This window comes from Streptomyces chartreusis (assembly GCF_008704715.1).
GTDB classification, from domain to species: Bacteria; Actinomycetota; Actinomycetes; order Streptomycetales; family Streptomycetaceae; genus Streptomyces; species Streptomyces chartreusis.
This window is the reverse complement of the sequence record NZ_CP023689.1, coordinates 2,567,908-2,585,615: the sequence shown is the minus strand read 5'-3', so window position 1 is coordinate 2,585,615 and position 17,708 is coordinate 2,567,908. Positions and strand designations below refer to the sequence as shown.

15 protein-coding genes are annotated in these 17,708 nt (G+C 71.9%); 9 read left to right on the top strand and 6 right to left on the bottom strand.

Annotated features, from left to right (window positions below; all coding sequences use genetic code 11):
- The first annotated feature begins 311 nt into the window (after nucleotides 1-311).
- The gene (locus tag CP983_RS10810; protein WP_150499453.1) at nucleotides 312-1,316 is read left to right on the top strand and encodes an RNA polymerase sigma factor; all 1,005 of its coding nucleotides are present in this window, start codon (nucleotides 312-314) and stop codon (nucleotides 1,314-1,316) included.
- Between the two features lie 38 nt (nucleotides 1,317-1,354).
- Here CP983_RS10810 and CP983_RS10805 read toward each other — a convergent pair whose 3' ends face one another.
- The gene (locus tag CP983_RS10805) at nucleotides 1,355-1,813 is read right to left on the bottom strand and encodes a DUF6174 domain-containing protein (protein WP_150499452.1); all 459 of its coding nucleotides are present in this window, start codon (nucleotides 1,811-1,813) and stop codon (nucleotides 1,355-1,357) included.
- A gap of 101 nt (nucleotides 1,814-1,914) precedes the next feature.
- Nucleotides 1,915-2,397, bottom strand: coding sequence for a MarR family winged helix-turn-helix transcriptional regulator (locus tag CP983_RS10800; RefSeq protein ID WP_125525540.1), 483 nt, complete (start codon nucleotides 2,395-2,397; stop codon nucleotides 1,915-1,917).
- Between the two features lie 121 nt (nucleotides 2,398-2,518).
- Between CP983_RS10800 and CP983_RS10795 the strand changes: the two genes are divergently transcribed.
- A complete protein-coding gene (locus CP983_RS10795; RefSeq protein ID WP_125525539.1) occupies nucleotides 2,519-3,037 on the top strand; it encodes a YceI family protein in 519 nt (172 codons plus the stop codon).
- A gap of 70 nt (nucleotides 3,038-3,107) precedes the next feature.
- Here the strand turns inward: CP983_RS10795 and CP983_RS10790 are convergent, their stop codons facing one another.
- Nucleotides 3,108-7,163 (bottom strand): bifunctional nitrate reductase/sulfite reductase flavoprotein subunit alpha, encoded by a 4,056-nt coding sequence (locus CP983_RS10790; RefSeq protein WP_150499451.1) that lies wholly within the window; start codon nucleotides 7,161-7,163, stop codon nucleotides 3,108-3,110.
- A 255-nt stretch (nucleotides 7,164-7,418) separates the two neighbouring features.
- Between CP983_RS10790 and CP983_RS10785 the strand changes: the two genes are divergently transcribed.
- From CP983_RS10785 to CP983_RS10770, 4 genes are all read left to right on the top strand, one after another.
- Nucleotides 7,419-7,808, top strand: coding sequence for a cell division protein SepF (locus CP983_RS10785; RefSeq protein ID WP_176575169.1), 390 nt, complete (start codon nucleotides 7,419-7,421; stop codon nucleotides 7,806-7,808).
- A 178-nt stretch (nucleotides 7,809-7,986) separates the two neighbouring features.
- The gene (locus CP983_RS10780; RefSeq protein ID WP_189748545.1) at nucleotides 7,987-9,129 is read left to right on the top strand and encodes an AAA family ATPase; all 1,143 of its coding nucleotides are present in this window, start codon (nucleotides 7,987-7,989) and stop codon (nucleotides 9,127-9,129) included.
- Complete coding sequence (locus CP983_RS10775) at nucleotides 9,126-9,452, top strand: nucleotide pyrophosphohydrolase (protein ID WP_125529745.1); 327 nt, start codon at nucleotides 9,126-9,128, stop codon at nucleotides 9,450-9,452. Before CP983_RS10780 ends, CP983_RS10775 begins: the two co-directional genes overlap by 4 nt.
- Before the next feature lie 198 nt (nucleotides 9,453-9,650).
- Complete coding sequence (locus CP983_RS10770; RefSeq protein WP_150499449.1) at nucleotides 9,651-10,121, top strand: DUF6099 family protein; 471 nt, start codon at nucleotides 9,651-9,653, stop codon at nucleotides 10,119-10,121.
- A 69-nt stretch (nucleotides 10,122-10,190) separates the two neighbouring features.
- Here CP983_RS10770 and CP983_RS43930 read toward each other — a convergent pair whose 3' ends face one another.
- On the bottom strand, nucleotides 10,191-10,367 hold the full coding sequence (locus tag CP983_RS43930) for a hypothetical protein (RefSeq protein ID WP_167537681.1): 177 nt from the start codon (nucleotides 10,365-10,367) through the stop codon (nucleotides 10,191-10,193).
- A gap of 245 nt (nucleotides 10,368-10,612) precedes the next feature.
- Between CP983_RS43930 and CP983_RS10765 the strand changes: the two genes are divergently transcribed.
- The 3 genes from CP983_RS10765 to CP983_RS10755 all read left to right on the top strand — a co-directional run bounded on the left by CP983_RS10765 (nucleotide 10,613) and on the right by CP983_RS10755 (nucleotide 15,697).
- Nucleotides 10,613-11,536, top strand: a complete 924-nt coding sequence (locus CP983_RS10765; RefSeq protein ID WP_150499448.1) for an LLM class F420-dependent oxidoreductase — start codon at nucleotides 10,613-10,615, stop codon at nucleotides 11,534-11,536.
- A gap of 154 nt (nucleotides 11,537-11,690) precedes the next feature.
- Nucleotides 11,691-13,160, top strand: a complete 1,470-nt coding sequence (locus tag CP983_RS10760; protein ID WP_150499447.1) for a 3' terminal RNA ribose 2'-O-methyltransferase Hen1 — start codon at nucleotides 11,691-11,693, stop codon at nucleotides 13,158-13,160.
- The gene (locus CP983_RS10755; RefSeq protein WP_150499446.1) at nucleotides 13,157-15,697 is read left to right on the top strand and encodes a polynucleotide kinase-phosphatase; all 2,541 of its coding nucleotides are present in this window, start codon (nucleotides 13,157-13,159) and stop codon (nucleotides 15,695-15,697) included. Before CP983_RS10760 ends, CP983_RS10755 begins: the two co-directional genes overlap by 4 nt.
- Before the next feature lie 3 nt (nucleotides 15,698-15,700).
- Here the strand turns inward: CP983_RS10755 and CP983_RS10750 are convergent, their stop codons facing one another.
- On the bottom strand, nucleotides 15,701-16,600 hold the full coding sequence (locus tag CP983_RS10750) for an NAD(+)/NADH kinase (RefSeq protein ID WP_125525928.1): 900 nt from the start codon (nucleotides 16,598-16,600) through the stop codon (nucleotides 15,701-15,703).
- Nucleotides 16,597-17,661: an SPFH domain-containing protein gene (locus CP983_RS10745; RefSeq protein WP_150499445.1), complete on the bottom strand. Its 1,065-nt coding sequence runs from the start codon at nucleotides 17,659-17,661 to the stop codon at nucleotides 16,597-16,599. Before CP983_RS10745 ends, CP983_RS10750 begins: the two co-directional genes overlap by 4 nt.
- Nucleotides 17,662-17,708 lie beyond the last annotated feature (47 nt).

Below are 17,708 nucleotides of genomic sequence, written 5' to 3'. Positions count from 1 at the left end.
GACGGGAGGCGAAATGAGCATCCGCTCGGTTTCATTGCCCACACCCCTGAAACGCCTGTCAAGCGCGAGGTTCATCACAGCGAATAGCGGCTCCCGGACGGCCGTCTGCGGCGGAATCGCGGTGGTAGCCTCGAATGAGTGAGCAGTCGAAGCGTCGTCAAAGGTGCCCGGCAGCACAATCTCCCTGACGGGTCCGCGGAATTGCCCGGAGGCGCGCTGATCCCATTCGTCGACGTTTCCGGTTCGGCAGGCCGGACTTGGCGTTCGGCGCGGTTTCCGCAATTCCCCTGCCGTCCGCGGAGGGAGGCCACATGAGCGTCCTGGAACGGGACGGCGCACACCCGGCGCCGCCGACGCCGCCCGACGACGACACCGACGGTCCGCGGCCGCAGCTCGAAGGCCAGGGCGGCAGCACCGACCCGGTGAAGGACTATCTGCGCGTCATCGCCCGGGTCCGGCTGCTCACCGCGGACCAGGAAGTGGACCTCGCCAGACGCATCGAGGCCGGTCTGTACGCCGAGCGGCTCCTGGCGGAGGGGCGGCCAGGGCGCCACGCGGAGGAGCTGGCGTTCCTCATCGAGGACGGCCGGCGGGCCAAGGCGCACCTCACCGAGGCCAACCTCCGCCTCGTCGTCTCCGTGGCCAAGCGGTACACCGGCCGCGGTCTGGACTTCCTCGACCTCGTCCAGGAGGGCAACGCCGGGCTCATCCGGGCGGTGGAGAAGTTCGACTACGCCAAGGGCTTCAAGTTCTCCACCTATGCGACCTGGTGGATCAAGCAGGCGGTCACCCGGGCCCTCGCCGACCAGAGCCGCACCATCCGGATCCCCGTGCACACCGTCGAGATCATCAACCGGGTGGCACGCGCGCGCCGGGAGCTGATGCAGGACACGGGCATCATGCCGACCCCCGAGGAACTCGCCGCGAAGGCCGAGGTACCGGTGGAGCGGCTCGTCGAGATCGATGCCTACACCAGGGAACCGGTCTCCCTGCACGCCGCCCTGAGCGACGACGGCGACGGCGAGTTCGGCGACCTCATCGAGGACACCGACCTGCCCTCCCCCTGGGAGGCAGTCACCCACCACCTGCTCCAGGACGCCATCCGCGAGCTGCTGACCGGCATGACCGCCCGCGAGGCCGGCATCATCGCCCTTCGCTACGGACTCACCGACGGCCGCCCCCGGACCCTGGAGGAGATCGGCCACGTCTACGGCGTCACCCGCGAACGCATCCGTCAGATCGAGACCAGGACGATGAGCAAGCTCCGCCACCCGTCCCGCTCCCAGGCGCTGCGGGACTATCTCGACGACCTCTGACGACGACTCCGGACGACGGTCTCCCGTGCGGCCCCGGGTCAGCCGTCGACGGGCTCGAAGTCGCTGATGACGTAGAGGGCTTCGTCGTCGATCGCGTTCTCCATCCAGTCCAGCGAGATCCGCTCCGGGTGCCCGTCGCGCGCGTACTCGACCTCCGCCTTGTCCGCGTCGTCCCGCCGCGCCTGCCGCCACTCGCCCAGCAGCTCCCCGATGGTGGGCACCGTGTCCGGGACGTCGTCGACGACGCGCCGGCCGCTGTCGTCGAGGCCCACCGCCTTGACCACGGCACCGTCGCGGACAGTGATCCGGAAGGCACCGATCAGGCTCCGCTCTCCCTCGCTGGACCGCAGCGTGTAGGTGTACGAGTCGGGCTCACGCCAAGAGGTGACAGTCGCCGCGGGCTCGGGTTCGTCGGCGCAGCCGGCGACCGCGCACACCAGCCCCACCGCCGCTGCGGCACGGAACACGACGCGGGCACTGACGGGTACGGCGGTCATGGCGGCACTCCCTTCGAGGGCCGGTACCGCTATGACGGCGTTCGCGCCGGGAACGTTCGGCGGACGTGCTCCGCCGGTCCGCGCGCCCCCGGTCGCCGGGACTACTCCGGAGCCGGCTCTCCGATGAAGTCGGGCATCAGCGCGCACATCGCCTCGCGCTGGGAGGGGCCCATGAACCGGGTCAGCGCCTCCTTGACCGTCTCCGCGAGGGCCGCGGAAGCCTCCTTGAGGAGGCCTCGGGCCTTCTCCGTGAGCGCGACCTCGACGCCGCGCTTGTCGCCGCAGACCGACCTCCGGGTGACCAGGCCGGCGTGCTGGAGGCAGGCGATCTGGTAGGTGAGGCGAGTCTTGGGACGGCCCAGGAGCTCGGCGATCCGCGTCATGCGCAGGGCCTGGCCGGGGTCCGCGGCGAGCAGGCACAGCACCAGGAACTCGTCGTGCGAGACGTCCAGCCGGTCCTTGACCACGCTGCGCAGCTCCTGCTCGACCGCTCCCGTCGCGGCCAGCATCAGCATCCAGGCGTGCAGCTCGACGGGCAGCAGGCTGTCGCCGGAGGCGGAGGGGCAGTCGGAGTGGTCGGCCATGAATTCGAGTGTATCTGTTGTTCAAATTTGGAGTATCGGTTAGTGTGGTGTCGTCCAAATTTGGATTACACCCCCCTTGCAGTCCCCCTGCGATGCCCCCGATGCTCAGGAGTGAAAGATCATGACCGTCGCCGTCGAAACCGGAACCTGGCAGCTCGACAGCACCGCCTCCACCGTCGCCCTGCGGCACAGGACCATGTGGGGCCTGGTCACGGTGAAGGGCGCCTTCGCCGCCGTCGCCGGCAACGGCGAGGTGCGGTCCGACGGCTCCGCCGTCGGCACGATCACCCTCGACGCCACCTCCCTGGACACCCGCAGTGCCAAGCGCGACGAGCACCTGCGCTCCGCCGACTTCTTCGACGCCGCCAATCACCCCGAGATCACCTTCTCGGTCCGCAGCGCCGAACTGCGCGACGGCGAGGAGGTGCACGTCGTCGGTCAGCTCACCGTGCGCGGCATCAGCCGCCCCAAGTCCGTCACCGCCCGCCTCGTCGGCGCGGACGACAAGTCGCTCACCCTGGAGGCCGAATTCACCGTGGACCGCGAGCAGTTCGGCATGGGCTGGAACCAGCTCGGCATGATGCGCGGCCTCACCACGGTCACCGGCACGCTCCGCTTCACCCGGACGACCGCGGCCTGACGTCTGCGCTCGCAGCGGCGTCGTCATCCGGTTGCAGCCGTCCTTGAGTCCGGTGCGAGGCGGGTGGGAGTCAGTAGACGTCCCGCACGTACCGCTTCGCCGCCGCCAGCTGCTTCACGTACGCCGACGCCTCGGACTCCGCCAGCCCGCCGTGCGCGACCGCGATGTCCCGCAGGGCACGGTCCACGTCCTTGGCCATCCGCGAGGCGTCGCCGCAGACGTAGAAGTGGGCGCCGTCCTGCAGCCACCGCCACAGCTCGGGGCCGTGCTCGCGCATCCGGTCCTGGACGTACACCTTGTTGCGCTGGTCGCGGGAGAACGCCGTGTCGAGACGGTCGAGGGTGCCCTCGCCGAGCAGTCCGGTCAGCTCCTCCTCGTAGTAGAAGTCGCTGGCCCGGTGCTGCTCGCCGAAGAACAGCCAGTTGGGTGCCCGGTGCCCGAGCGCGCGCCGCTCCTGGAGGAAGCCGACGAACGGCGCGACCCCGGTGCCAGGGCCGACCATCACCATCGGCGTCGAGGCGTCCGCGGGCGGTCTGAAGTGCGGGGAGCGCTGCACGAACACCGGCACCTCGGTGTCCGCGCCGGCGTCGGCGAGGAAGGGCGAGCAGACCCCGCCGCGCCGCCGGCCGTGCAGGTTCTCGTACCGCACCACGGAGACCGTCAGGGACACGCTGTGCGGGTCGACGAGCGGGCTGGACGATATCGAGTACAGACGCGGCTGGAGCTTCTTCAGCACCCCGGCCCACTCTCCGGCACCCGCCCGCACCGGATGCTCGGCGATCACGTCCACGGCCTGCCGCCCCCAGCTCCACTGCGCCAGCCCGTCCTTGTTGTCGGGCCGCAGCAGCCTGCGCAACTCCTGGTCGTCGCGGACGCGTTCGGCGGCGAAGCGCAGCAGGTCCGGAGTGATCCGCGTGATGTCGAGATGCCGGTGCAGGGCCTCGGCGAACGACGTCGCGCCGATGCCGTCGAGTTCCACGGCTGCCGAGGCGTCGACTCCGGTGACCGCCAGCCACTCCTCCACCAGCGCGGGCGAGTTGACGGGCCGTATGCCGAGCGCGTCGCCCGCCTCGTACGTCAGCGGGGTCCCGCTCGTGTCGAACGTGAACCGGCACACCTCCTTGCCCGCGCCGGGCCGGCTCAGCAGCCGGTTGCCGACCAGCCGGGCGGTGGCGGGAGCCGGCTTGCGCCCGGACTTGACCTCGGACTTGAGCCCGGGCTCGGGCACGGACCCGGGGCTCTCGGTGGCGGGGGCCTCGGTGCCGCCCAGCGCCGTGAGGACCTCGTCGAGCCAGGCCCCCGCGGACGGCTCGTAGTCCGGCTCGCAGTCCGTGCGCGGGGCCAGCCGCACCCCGCCCAGCTCGTCGAGGCGCGCGTCGAGGCGGCGGCCGTGCCCGCAGAAGTCGTCGTACGAGGAGTCGCCGAGGGCGAGCACCGCGTACCGCGCGCCGTCCAGCCGGGGCGCGCCCTCGTCCGTCAGCGTGTCCCAGAGGCCGGAGCCGTTGTCGGGTGCGTCGCCGTCGCCGAACGTGCTCGTGATGAAGAGCAGATCGGCGCTGCGGGCGAGAGTGCCGACGTCGGCCTCGTCCATGCCGACCAGTGTGGCCCGGTGCCCCGCCGAGCCGAGCCGCTCGGCGGTCGCGGTGGCGAACTCCTCGGCGTTGCCGGTCTGCGAGGCCCACAGCACCACGACCTCACGGCCGGGCCCCTCCGCCGCGGCGGGGGCACTCGCGGACCGTGAGTACATGCCGGCGAGGACGCCGTTGACCCACGTGGCGTGCTCGGGACTGAAGGGCGCGCCCGGCGGCAGGACAGGGATGCCGGGCGCGCCGGTCTCGATACCGGCGAGGAAGCCGGTCAGATACAGGCGTTCCTGAGCGGTCAGCACGGGCGGCGGCGCGGGTTCCAGCCCGAAGGGACCGGCCGGGCCCGGAGTGACGGCCGTGGGCGTCAGCGCCCGCACCGGCGCCTCCGGCAGGGGGGCCGCGACCTTCGTCAGGGACACGGCGCACACCTTGAACTCCGGCTGGAAGGAGATCGGATCCACCGCGTCGCTGGTCACCGCGTTGACGCTCAGATACTCCCCGAACAGGTCGTTCCAGTGGAACGGCGCGAAAGCACCCCCGGGCCGCACCCGCTCGGTCACCACGGCCGGCAGCACCGCCCGCCCCCGCCGCGAGGCGACCTCCACCCGGTCCCCGTCGGCGATGCCCAGCTCCCGGGCGTCCCGCGGATGCACCTCCACGAACGGCCCCGGGTTCAGTTTGTTGAGCTTGGCGACCTTCCCGGTCTTCGTCAGCGTGTGCCACTGGTGCTGCACCCGCCCGGTGTTCAGCAGGAAGGGATAGTCGTCGTCCGGCATCTCGGCGGCCGGCAGGTGCGGACGCGCATGGAAGGCCGCCCGCCCGCTCGCCGTCGGGAAGCGCAGCCCGCCGTCCTCGTCGACGTACCGGATCGGATTGCGCGCCGGACCGTCCACCTCGGCCGCCGGCCACTGCACGGGCGTGGCCCGCAGCCGCTCGTAGGTCACCCCGCGCAGATCCCAGCCCGTCACCGGGTTCCAGGCCCGCCGTATCTCCTCGAAGACGTCCTCGGCGCTGTCGTAGGAGAACCCCTTCTCGTACCCCATCGCACACGCCACGGCCGCGATGATCCGCCAGTCGGCCATCGCCTCGCCCGGCGGGTCCGCCACCGGCCGGGTCAGCGTCAGACCGCGCTCGCTGTTGACGAAGACGCCCTCGCCCTCGGTCCACATCGCGCCGGGCAGTACGACATCGGCGTACGCGTTGGTCTCGGTCTCGCCGAACACGTCCTGAGTGACGACGAACTCAGCGGCCTCCAGCCCCTCGATGACCGTACGGCGGTTCGCGACCGAGGCGACCGGGTTGGTGCAGATGATCCAGCAGGCCTTGATCTCGCCGTCGGCCATCTTCTGGAACATCTCCACGGTGCCCCGGCCCACCCCGTCGGCACGCAGCGTCCCCGGCGGCAGCTCCCACAGCTCCTCGACGAAGGTCCGCTCGGCCTCGACGAGCACCGACCGCTGCCCCGGCAGCCCCGGCCCCATGTAGCCCATCTCGCGCCCGCCCATGGCGTTCGGCTGCCCGGTCAGCGAGAACGGACCCGAGCCGGGACGGCAGATCGCTCCGGTCGCCAGATGCAGGTTGACCAGGGCGTTCGTGTTCCAGGTGCCGTGCGTGGACTGGTTCAGCCCCATCGTCCAGCAGCTCATCCACTCGCCCGCCTCGCCGATCAGCCGGGCGGCCTCGCGGATGTCGTCCTCGGCGAGAGAGGTGATCTCCGCGACGGCGGCGGGCGCGTAGTCGGCGAGGAAGCCGGGCATCGCCTCCCAGCCCTCGGTGTGCTCGGCGATGAAACCGGGGTCGGTGCGGCCGTTGTCGACGAGCAGCCGCAGCAGACCGTTGAGCAGCGCGAGGTCGGTGCCCGGCTCGATCTGGAGGAAGAGGTCGGCCTTCGCGGCGGTGGCGGTGCGCCGCGGATCGACCACGATCAGCTTGGCGCCCGCCTTGACCCGCTCCATCATCCGCAGGAAGAGGATCGGGTGGCAGTCGGCCATGTTCGAGCCGATCACGAGGAAGACGTCCGCCCTGTCGAAGTCCTCGTACGACCCGGGCGGCCCGTCCGCCCCCAGCGACAGCTTGTAGCCCGCCCCCGCGCTCGCCATGCACAGCCGGGAGTTCGACTCGATCTGGTTCGTCCCCACGAACCCCTTGGCCAGCTTGTTCGCCAGGTACTGGGCCTCCAGGCTCATCTGCCCGGAGACGTAGAAGGCGAGCGCGTCCGGCCCGTGCTCGTCGATGATCGCGCGCAGCCGGCCGGCGGTGCGGGCCACGGCGTCCGCCATCGGGGCGGGCCCGGGCTCCTCGCCCCGCTCGCCCCTGACCAGCGCCGTCGTCAGCCGGCCGGGCGCGGCCAGCATCTCGGCCGTCGTCGCGCCCTTCGTGCACAGCCGGCCCGCGTTCGCCGGGTGTGCCTTGTCCCCGGACGCCTTCAGGACCGTACGCCGCCCGTCGGGCCCCATCCCGACGTCCAGCAGGATTCCGCAGCCGACCCCGCAGTACGCGCAGACGGTGCGGACCTGGGACGTGGAGGTGGTCGAGGTCACGCGTTGCCTTTCTCCGGCTGCCGGGGTGCTGCCTGGAGCGTACGAATTGCCCGTTACGTCGATGTCACATCCCTTGATCATGAGGAGTTACGTCGGCCACACAGCCGCCCGTCGTGCGATGTGAGGGGCTTGCGGTGGCGCGATGTGGGGCGTGTGAGGCGGTCGCGCACCGTGTCGCTGTTGGGCCGAACGGGTGACTTGGCGTAAGAATTGGCCGGTGCAGGCATTGAAGGCGAGTCAAGGCGGGGGGAGCCGGTGAACAGCCACGACGTCACCGATGAACAGTGGGAGGGGCTCGCCCAGGTCGTGCCGTTGCGCGGCCGCGACGCGTGGCCGTCGGCGGTCGACCATCGTGCGATGCCGGAGGCGGAGACGGAGCCCCGCCGCCGCTTCGTCGTTCTGCGGGTCAATGTGTTCGGCGACGCGCGCGAGGTCGCCGAGACGCTGATGGCGGGCATCCCGGTGCTCCTGGACCTCACCGGGGCGGAGAACGAGGTCGCCAAGCGCGTCCTCGACTTCAGCACCGGCGTCGTCTTCGGCCTGGGCAGCGGGATGCACCGGGTCGACCGGAACGTGTTCCTGCTGACCCCGCCCGGCACCGAGGTGAGCGGACTGATGGAGGGCGCCGGGGTTCCCGGTACCTGACGGCCCGGCGTTACGGTCGCCCGATCGTAGGAAGGGCTCCCGGGTGGAACGGTTCGCCCGCCGCCGGGGGGCCTACGGTCCGGACATGGGCGTGTCGTTTGTGTCTGGTGCCGATGCCGTCTCCTTACCGCTTCAGGGGCGGCGGGCGGGCGATCATCCTTCTGAACGCCGTACGGGCGTGTCCGATACGACGGGCGGCGCGGCGCACCCCGGCCGGCCCCGGCTGACCGAGCTGCGGCTGTCCGCGTTCGCCCGGCACCGGCGGGCCGCGTTCCCGCTCGGACCGCTCACGCTCCTCACCGGGCCCAGCGGCTGCGGCAAGACGAGTGCCCTGCGGGCGTACGAGGCGCTGGCGCGGCTCGGTGGCGGCGCCGGGGTCGGGGAGGCGTTCTCGGACCCGGTCGCGTACGTCCCGGAGCGGGCCCGGCCCGACGCCCAGCGGCGGCGCGGCTTCCGCATCGGGTGCACGGCCGACGGCCCCGAGGGACCGGTCCGGCTCGACGTCGCCGTCCAGGCCGAGCCCGAACTGCGAATCGTGGGGGAGCGGCTCAGTGCGGGCGGCCTCGTCCTGCTGGAGACGGCCCTGCGCGATCCGAGCCGCCCCTTCGTGCAGGCGGCCTGGCACACGGCCGGTCAGTCGCCGGTGACACGGGCTCCGCTGCCCGACGACCGGCTCGGCACCGCACTGCTGCCGCTGCGGGTGGCCGGCAAGACGGACGGGCAGCGCCGGGTGCTCGCCGCCGCGGAGCAGATGGTGGTGGCGCTGCGGTCGGTCTTCGCCTGCGACCCGCGTCCCGAACGGATGCGGGCCGCCGTACCGGCCGGGTCCGGGCGGCTGCTCGGCGGGTGCGACAACCTCGCCGAGGTGCTGTGGCGGACGCGGGCCGAGTGCGGACAGCGGCATGCGCTGCTCGTGGCCGCGGCGCGGGCGGGCTGCGCGGGGCCCGTGGCGGACGTGCTCGCCGAGGTGCTCGCGGACGGAACGGTACGGGGCGTGCTCGACCGGGGCGACGGAGTGCGGACGGAGCTCGGCCGGCTGGGCGACGGTGAGCTGCGTCATCTCGCGCTGTCGTTGGTCCTGCTGACGGGGCCCGGGGTGCTGGAGGTCGACCCCGCGGGGGAGGTGCCCGCGGCGATGCAGACGCTGACCGTGCTGGCGGACGGGCTCGACCGGGGGCTGGACCCGGCCCAGCTGCGGGAGTTGACCGGGCTGGCGGCGCGGATGTGCGAGCGGGGGCACATCCGGCTGCTCGGGGCCGTCAGCGACGCGTCGGGGGTGTCCGGGACGGCCGGCGTGTCGGTGGTACACCTGGAGCCGTGACCGAACCCCTTGATGTGGCGGCGCTCCAGCGCAGGCTGGCCGAGTTCGCCGCCGCGCGCAACTGGCAGCCGTACCACACACCGAAGAACCTCGTCGCGGCGCTCAGCGTCGAGGCGTCCGAACTCGTGGAGATCTTCCAGTGGTTGACGCCGGAGGAGTCGGCACGGGTCATGGACGACGCGGCGTCCGCGGCGCGCGTGACGGACGAGGTCGCGGATGTGCTGGCGTATCTGTTGCAGCTCTGTGAGGTGCTCGGGATCGATGTGCTGGCTGCGCTGGACGCGAAGATCGACCGCAACGAGCGGAGGTTTCCCGCGCCGTAGTGAAGGGGCGCGGGCGCGCGGGGAAGGTCGTCGTCCGCTTTAACTCTCCGTATCTATTCAGCAGACCGCAACCGAAAAGTTGTCCGCAGATTTCCGTCTTCCTCTGGCTTTTCGTCTCAGCGCCCTTCACGCTGGGTAGTGAACAAGGGAGTTCAGGCGGACGCGTGGGCAGCGCGTCCAGACAGACGGGGACTGCGGATGGACGCGGTGCGGCTCATCGTGACTAGCAGGCGTGCGCTGGCGGGAAGCGGGGGCGCGCCGGAAATCATGACCGAGGTGTGGCAGGCGCAGGCCCTGGCTCAGGCGATAGGAAGCCGGTTCGCGGTCTTCGGTCCACCCGAACTGCGCGGTGAGGCGCTGGGGTTGACGGAGCTGGCGGGGCGCGGCTGCGGGGTCCTCGACACACCGGACCTCGCGGACGGCGCCTTACGGGCGGCCCAGCTCACGGAGCTGGGCGACGCGCGGCAGACGCTGCTGAACCTCGGGAGCCTGCTGGGCGAGGCCGGCATCGCCCTGGTCGGCCTGGCAAGCGCCGCGGACGACGAGGCGACGTACTGGCAGTGCATGGAGGCCATCGACGCGGCGGACGAGTCCCGGGACCGGGTCCTTGAGATGCTGCGCAGACTGGCGGACCGGGACGAGGTGCTGGCGGAGCGGGAGGCGGGGTAGCCGACCGACAGCCCCCGGCACGACGACTGTCACAGCGCCGAGGGCCGGTCGGCCGGGCGGCGGGGTGGGTCAGCCCGCCTCGCCCTCCTGACGCCGGCCCTGCCCCGGGGTGCCGGTGGCCTGCAGATCCGCGTCCAGGGCCGACAGGTCCGCGTTGAGCGCCGCCATCAGCTCCTCCATCTGCTGGAGCAGCCCTTTCGGCCGGCCGTTCCCGTCGCTCTGCTGTGGCGCGAATTCCTCGGACATCACGGCCTCCTCGGGCCTCCGGCCCCCCCCAGTGGCAGTGGGCCGACACGGTGACGCTCCGGCTCCGACCGGCCGGGGCGAGGGCCGGGCGGTCCGGCTCCGACCGAGCCAACGATCACTGTCGGGGGCGGTCACTGGCCTGGGCTGACGTCGTCTTCGGCGTTGACGGAATTCACCCGACCGGGTTGGCGGGGGCCAGGGGGACCGGTGCGGTCCACATGCGTCCCGGCGTGCAGGATGGAGTCATGGATCTTCGCATCTTCACCGAGCCCCAGCAGGGGGCGACCTACGAGACCTTGCTCACCGTGGCGAAGGCCACCGAGGACCTCGGATTCGATGCCTTCTTCCGGTCCGACCACTACTTGAAGATGGGTTCCGGGGACGGTCTGCCCGGGCCCACCGACGCATGGATCACGCTCGCCGGCCTCGCCCGTGAGACCAAGCGGATCCGGCTCGGCACCCTGATGACCGCCGGCACCTTCCGGCTTCCCGGCGTGCTCGCCATCCAGGTCGCCCAGGTCGACCAGATGTCCGGCGGCCGTGTCGAACTCGGCCTCGGCGCGGGCTGGTTCGAGGAGGAGCACAAGGCGTACGGCATCCCGTTCCCGAAGGAGAAGTTCGCGCGGCTGGAGGAGCAGCTCGCCATCGTCACCGGGCTGTGGTCGACCGAGGCCGGCGCGACCTTCGACTTCCACGGCTCCTACTACGACCTCACCGGGTCGCCCGCCCTGCCCAAGCCCGCGCAGGACAGGATTCCGGTGCTGATCGGCGGCCACGGCGCCACCCGTACGCCGCGGCTGGCCGGCAAGTACGCCGACGAGTTCAACATGCCGTTCGCCTCGATCGAGGACAGCGAGCGGCAGTTCGGGCGGGTGCGGGCCGCCGCCGAGGAGGCCGGCCGCAAGGGCGACGACCTCGTCTACTCCAACGCCCTCGTGGTGTGCGTGGGCAAGGACGACCAGGAGGTCGCCCGCCGCGCCGCCGCGATCGGCCGCGAGGTCGACGAGCTGAAGGTCAACGGGCTCGCCGGCTCCCCCGAGGAGGTCGTCGAGAAGATCGGCCGCTACCAGGAGGCGGGCTCACAGCGCGTATACCTCCAGGTCCTCGACCTGAACGACCTGGACCACCTGGAACTGATCTCCTCCCAGGTCCAGTCCCAGCTGTCGTAGTCCCGAACCCGCGGCCCCCGGGGAGTACGTCCTCGGGGGCCGTCGTGTGTGTCGGGCTGCGGGGAGAAAACCGCAGGTGGTTCCGGTTCGCGCTCGGTAGGTTGTACAGGCTGCGCACCGGCGCGGCGCAGAATCTATCCGAAGGCCCACCACCGTGTTCCTGACCATCACCACCACCGGGACCCCCGAACGCCCCGCGACCGATCTCGGCTTCCTGCTGCACAAGCATCCCGAGAAGGCGCAGCGGTTCTCCACCTCGTACGGCACGGCCCATGTGCTGTACCCCGAGGCGGACGACCAACGCTGCACGGCCGCGCTGCTGCTGGAGGTCGACGCGGTGGCGCTGGTCAGGCGCGGCAAGGGCAAGGGCCGCGGCGGCGCCCCCGACGCGGCGCTCGCGCAGTACGTCAACGACCGCCCCTACGCGGCCTCCTCGCTGCTGGCCGTGGCGCTGAGTGCCGTGTTCTCCAGCGCGATGCGGGGTGTGTGCAATGCCCGTCCCGAGCGCGCCGCCGAGCCGCTGCCGCTGCGCATCGAGGTGCCCTCGCTGCCGGCCCGGGGCGGCCCGGAGCTCGTACGCCGGCTCTTCGAGCCGCTCGGCTGGGCCGTGACCGTCGAGCCCGTGCCGCTGGACGTGCAGTTCCCCGAGTGGGGCGACTCGCGCTATGTCCGGCTCGTTCTGGAGTCGCAGGCACTGACCCTCGCCGAAGCCCTGCGGCACCTGTACGTCCTGCTCCCCGTCCTCGACGACGCCAAGCACTACTGGGTCGCCTCCGACGAGGTCGACAAGCTGCTGCGCGCAGGTGAGGGCTGGCTGCCGGACCACCCGGAGCAGAAGCTGATCACCAGCCGGTACCTCTCGCGCCGCTGGTCGCTGACCCGCGAGGCGATGGAGCGGCTGGAGCTGGTACGGCTCGCGGAGGCCGACGACAGCGAGGTCGAGGACATCGACAACGCCGTGGAGGCCGAGACGGAGGCGGAGGAGAAGCCGACGCCGCTCGCCGTGCAGCGCCGGGACGCGATCCTGGCCGCGCTGAAGGCGTCCGGCGCCGCACGCGTCCTCGACCTCGGCTGCGGACAGGGCCAGTTGGTGCAGGCCATGCTCAAGGACCCGGCGTTCACCGAGATCGTGGGCGTGGACGTGTCGATGCGCGCGCTCACCATCGCCGGCCGGCGGCTGAAGCTGGACCGGATGGGCGAGCGGCAGGCTTCGCGCGTACGGCTCTTCCAGTCCTCCCTCGCCTACACCGACAGCCGCCTCAAGGGCTACGACGCGGCCGTGCTCAGCGAGGTCGTCGAGCACCTCGACCTGCCGCGGCTGCCCGCCCTGGAGTACGCGGTGTTCGGCTCCGCCCGCCCGAGGACCGTCCTGGTGACGACCCCGAACGTCGAGTACAACGTCCGCTGGGAGTCCCTCCCGGCCGGTCACGTCCGGCACAGCGACCACCGGTTCGAGTGGACGCGCGAGGAGTTCCGCGCATGGGCGCGGGCGGTCGCCGAACGGCACGGGTACGAGGTGGAGTTCGTGCCCGTGGGGCTCGACGACCCAGAGGTGGGGCCGCCCACGCAGATGGCCGTATTCAATGTGAACGTGACCGACGAGAAGGAGGCGAAGGCCGCATGAACCAGGCGACGAACGGGCGTGTCCTGCCCGTCACCGACCTCTCCCTCGTCGTCCTCGTCGGCGCCTCGGGCTCCGGCAAGTCGACCTTCGCCCGCAGGCACTTCAAGCCCACCGAGGTGATCTCCTCCGACTTCTGCCGCGGCCTGGTCTCCGACGACGAGAACGACCAGAGCGCGACCCGGGACGCCTTCGACGTCCTGCACTACATCGCCGGCAAGCGCCTGGCGGCCGGCCGCCGTACGGTCGTCGACGCCACCAGCGTCCAGCAGGACTCCCGCCGCCAGCTGATCGAGCTCGCGCGGAAGTACGACGTGCTGCCGATAGCCATCGTCCTCGACGTCCCAGAGGAGGTGTGCGCCGAACGCAACGCGGGCCGCACCGACCGGGCCGACATGCCGCGCCGGGTCATCCAGCGGCACATCCGCGAACTGCGCCGCTCGATCAGGCACCTGGAGCGCGAGGGCTTCCGCAAGGTCCACGTGCTGCGCGGTACGGAGGACGTCGAGAACGCCACCGTCGTCACCGAGAAGCGCTTCAACGACCTCACCCACCTCACCGGCCCCTTCGACATCGTCGGCGACATCCACGGCTGCGCGTCCGAACTGGAGACGCTGCTCGGCACGCTGGGCTACCGCGACGGCGTGCACCCGGACGGCCGTACCGCCGTCTTCGTCGGTGACCTCGTCGACCGCGGCCCGGACAGCCCCGGTGTGCTGCGGCGCGTGATGTCGATGGTGAAGTCGGGCAACGCGCTGTGCGTGCCGGGCAACCACGAGAACAAGTACGGCCGCTACCTCAAGGGCCGCAACGTCCAGCACACCCACGGACTCGCCGAGACCATCGAGCAGATGGAGACCGAGAGCGAGGAGTTCCGCGCCGAGGTGCGGGAGTTCATCGACGGGCTCGTCAGCCACTACGTCCTCGACGGCGGGAAGCTGGTGGTCTGCCACGCCGGTCTGCCCGAGAAGTACCACGGCCGCACGTCGGGGCGGGTGCGCTCGCACGCCCTGTACGGCGACACCACCGGGGAGACCGACGAGTTCGGGCTGCCGGTGCGCTACCCGTGGGCGGAGGACTACCGAGGCCGCGCGGCTGTGGTGTACGGCCACACACCGGTCCCGGACGCCACATGGCTGAACAACACCATCTGCCTGGACACCGGCGCCGTCTTCGGCGGCAAGCTGACCGCGCTGCGCTGGCCGGAGCGAGAGCTCGTCGACGTACCCGCGGAGCAGGTCTGGTATGAGCCGGCGAAGCCGCTGCGGACCGAGGCGCCCGGCGGACACGACGGCCGCCCGCTGGACCTGGCGGACGTGCACGGGCGCAGGGTCGTGGAGACCCGGCACCAGGGCCGTGTCTCGATCCGTGAGGAGAACGCGGCGGCGGCCCTGGAGGTCATGAGCCGCTTCGCGGTCGACCCGCGGCTGCTGCCGTACCTCCCGCCGACCATGGCGCCGACGGCGACCTCGCACATCGAGGGCTACCTGGAGCACCCGGCGGAGGCCTTCGCGCAGTACCAGGCGGACGGCGTCGAGCGGGTCGTGTGCGAGGAGAAGCACATGGGTTCGCGGGCCGTGGCCCTGGTGTGCCGGGACGCGGAGACGGCGCTCAAGAGGTTCGGAGTGGACGGCCCGACCGGCTCGCTCTACACCCGCACCGGCCGGCCGTTCTTCGACGACGAGTCGGTGACGGAGACGATCCTCGACCGGATCCGCACCGCGGCCGGCGAGGCCGGGCTCTGGGACGAGCTGGCGACCGACTGGCTGCTGCTCGACGCCGAGCTGATGCCGTGGTCGCTGAAGGCGTCGGGTCTGCTGCGCTCGCAGTACGCGGCGGTCGGCGCCGCCTCCGGAGCGGTGTTCCCCGGCGCGGTGGCCGCGCTGGAGGGCGCGGCCGCGCGCGGCGTCGACGTGTCGGACCTGCTGGCGCGCCAGCGCGAACGGGCTTCGGACGCCGCCGCGTTCACCGAGGCGTACCGCCGCTACTGCTGGACCACGGACGGCCTGGACGGCGTACGCCTCGCCCCCTTCCAGGTCCTGGCGGTCCAGGGCCGCAGCCTCACCGGGCTCCCGCACGACGAGCAGCTCGCGCTCCTCGACCGGCTGGTGGAGCACGACGGCAGCGGCCTGCTCCAGACCACCCGGCGCCTGTACGTCGACACCGGTGACCCGGAGTCGGTCCGGGCGGGCGTCGACTGGTGGCTGGAGATGACGGGCCGCGGCGGCGAGGGCATGGTCGTCAAGCCGCTCGGCGCGGTCGTACGCAGCAAGGAGGGCCGTCTGGTGCAGCCGGGCATCAAGTGCCGTGGCCGCGAGTACCTGCGGATCATCTACGGTCCCGAGTACACGCGCCCGGACAACCTGGACCGCCTGCGCAAGAGGTTCCTCAACCACAAGCGGTCCCTCGCCGTCCGCGAGTACGCACTCGGCCTGGAGGCCCTGGACCGGCTGGCGGAGGGCGAGCCGCTGTGGCGGGTGCACGAGGCGGTGTTCGGGGTGCTGGCGCTGGAGTCGGAGCCCGTGGACCCGCGGCTGTGACCGTCAGTTGACGAGGCGCAGACGGTCCCGGCACACACCGACCCGGACCGTCTGCCCCCAGGTCAGCTCGACCGCGTCCGTCTCCATGCCGTCCCCGAAGGCCACCAGCCGCTCGGACTCGACGGTCAGGCGCAGCCGGGTCGCGGCGGCGAGTTCCCCGGCCACCAGTGACGTACCGGTGGCCGGGGAGGGCCAGGCCTCCCGGACGAACCACAGCAGGCGTTCCTCGGTGGGGGAGGGCAGCGGCAGCCGCCCTCCCCGCTCCTGCCACACCGACCGGATCCAGCCGGTCGCCCCCGTCCCGGTGCCGATCAGCACCCCGGACGAGGCCTGGGCCTCGACGACACCCCCGTCGTCCTCCAGGCCCAGGCGGTATCTGGCCGTCTGGTGACCGACGGCGCCCAGGTAGATCTCGTTGAGCGCCACCAGCCGCTGTGTGTCGTCGGCGACGGCCTCGACCATGGTGAGTTCGTCGACGTCGCCCCTTGCGGATTGCGCGGACGCGAACAATCCCGCCGCGTCCTCGGGACGGTGCCGCACCAGGACGCCCGGGTTGCGGCCGGGGTCGGCGTCGATGCCCAGCACCGGCTGCCCGGCGAGGTACTTGGCCACGTTCGCGACCAGGCCGTCCTGCCCGACCACGACCACCACGTCCTCAGGTCCGAACAGGAACCGGTCCAGGTCGGCGCGCTCCACCCGGCTCTGCCGCCAGGTCAGCGGGATGGCGGCGGTCACCTCCGTCAGCGCCCGGCGGGCCCGGCGATGGCGTTCGGCGACCTCCTCGATGTCCCGGCCCCGGGAGGAGAGGAAGAAGGCGGCCTGGCCGTGCGTGCCGTGCCGGGCCACCAACTCCTCGTACTCCGTGGTGCGATGGACGAGGACGACCCGCGGGGCGAGGCTCATTCCCGCGTTCCCAGCCTGGTGAGCAGCCCGGTCAGGACGTCCGGCGAGATCGTCACGCTGTCGATCCGCGGCAGGTTCTCGGCGAGGCGCGTCCCGGTGAGGGCGTTCAGCGTCGCCACGTCCACGTCCCCGTGCACCCGCAGCCAGGCCGCCTGGGCCTGCGCCCGCGCCTCGCCGACCTCACGCGCGCCCTCGGCCTCGGCCTTGGCCAGCCGTACGGAGCGAGTGGCCTCCGCTTCGGCCATTCGTACGGTGCGTGCCGCCTCCGCGTCCGCGAGCCGCACCGTACGGGCCGCCTCCGCCTCGGCCCTGACCGCGTCCGCCGCCGCGTGCTCCTCGGCCTCGCGCCGCGCGTTCGTGCCGCGCTGGTCCACCAACTGCTCCTCGCGGCGGGCGAGTTCGATCTGGCTGGCCAGTTCGTTCTCGGCGATGGCCCGCTCCCGCTCGACGGCGACCGCCCGCCGTTCGTACGTCGCCCGGTCCGCCTCCTGCTGGATCTGCTCACGGGCCGGCGTGCGCAGGGCCCGCTCCACCTCCGGTTCCGGCCGCAGCGCGACGACACGGACGGCGACCACCTCGATGCCGGTCGCGGGAAGCCGCGGCTCTCCGGCGAGGCCCTGCGCGATCCGCTCCCGTACGGCCGTCACGCCGTCGACGAGTGCCGCCGACAGCGGCGTACGGGACAGGACGTCCAGCGCGTGCTGCTGTGCCGTCTCGGTGAGCAGGGTGCCGAGTTGCTCCAGGGGCGCGGCGCGCCAGGCGCCCGAGTCCGGGTCGATCGAGAAGTCGAGGCGGGCGGCGGCCACGGCCGGGTCGCTGATCCGGTAGGTGAGCGTCGCCTGGACGGCCACGTCCTGGAAGTCGGAGGTGCGGGCGTGGAAGGTCATCGCCAGTTCCCGGTCGTCGACCGGGACCTCGGAGATCGCGGCGGTCAGCGCACGGAACCAGAAGCTGAGTCCGGGGCCGTCGTGCAGCAGCCGGGTGCCGCGGTGGTGGCGGATGTGCGCCGTGGGCGCGCCGCGCAGATGGCGCCAGCCCAGGCGCCGGGTGATGTCGGCCATGCGGCCCCCCTCTTTTTCGTCATGTGGACGATAATCCTCCGGCTCGC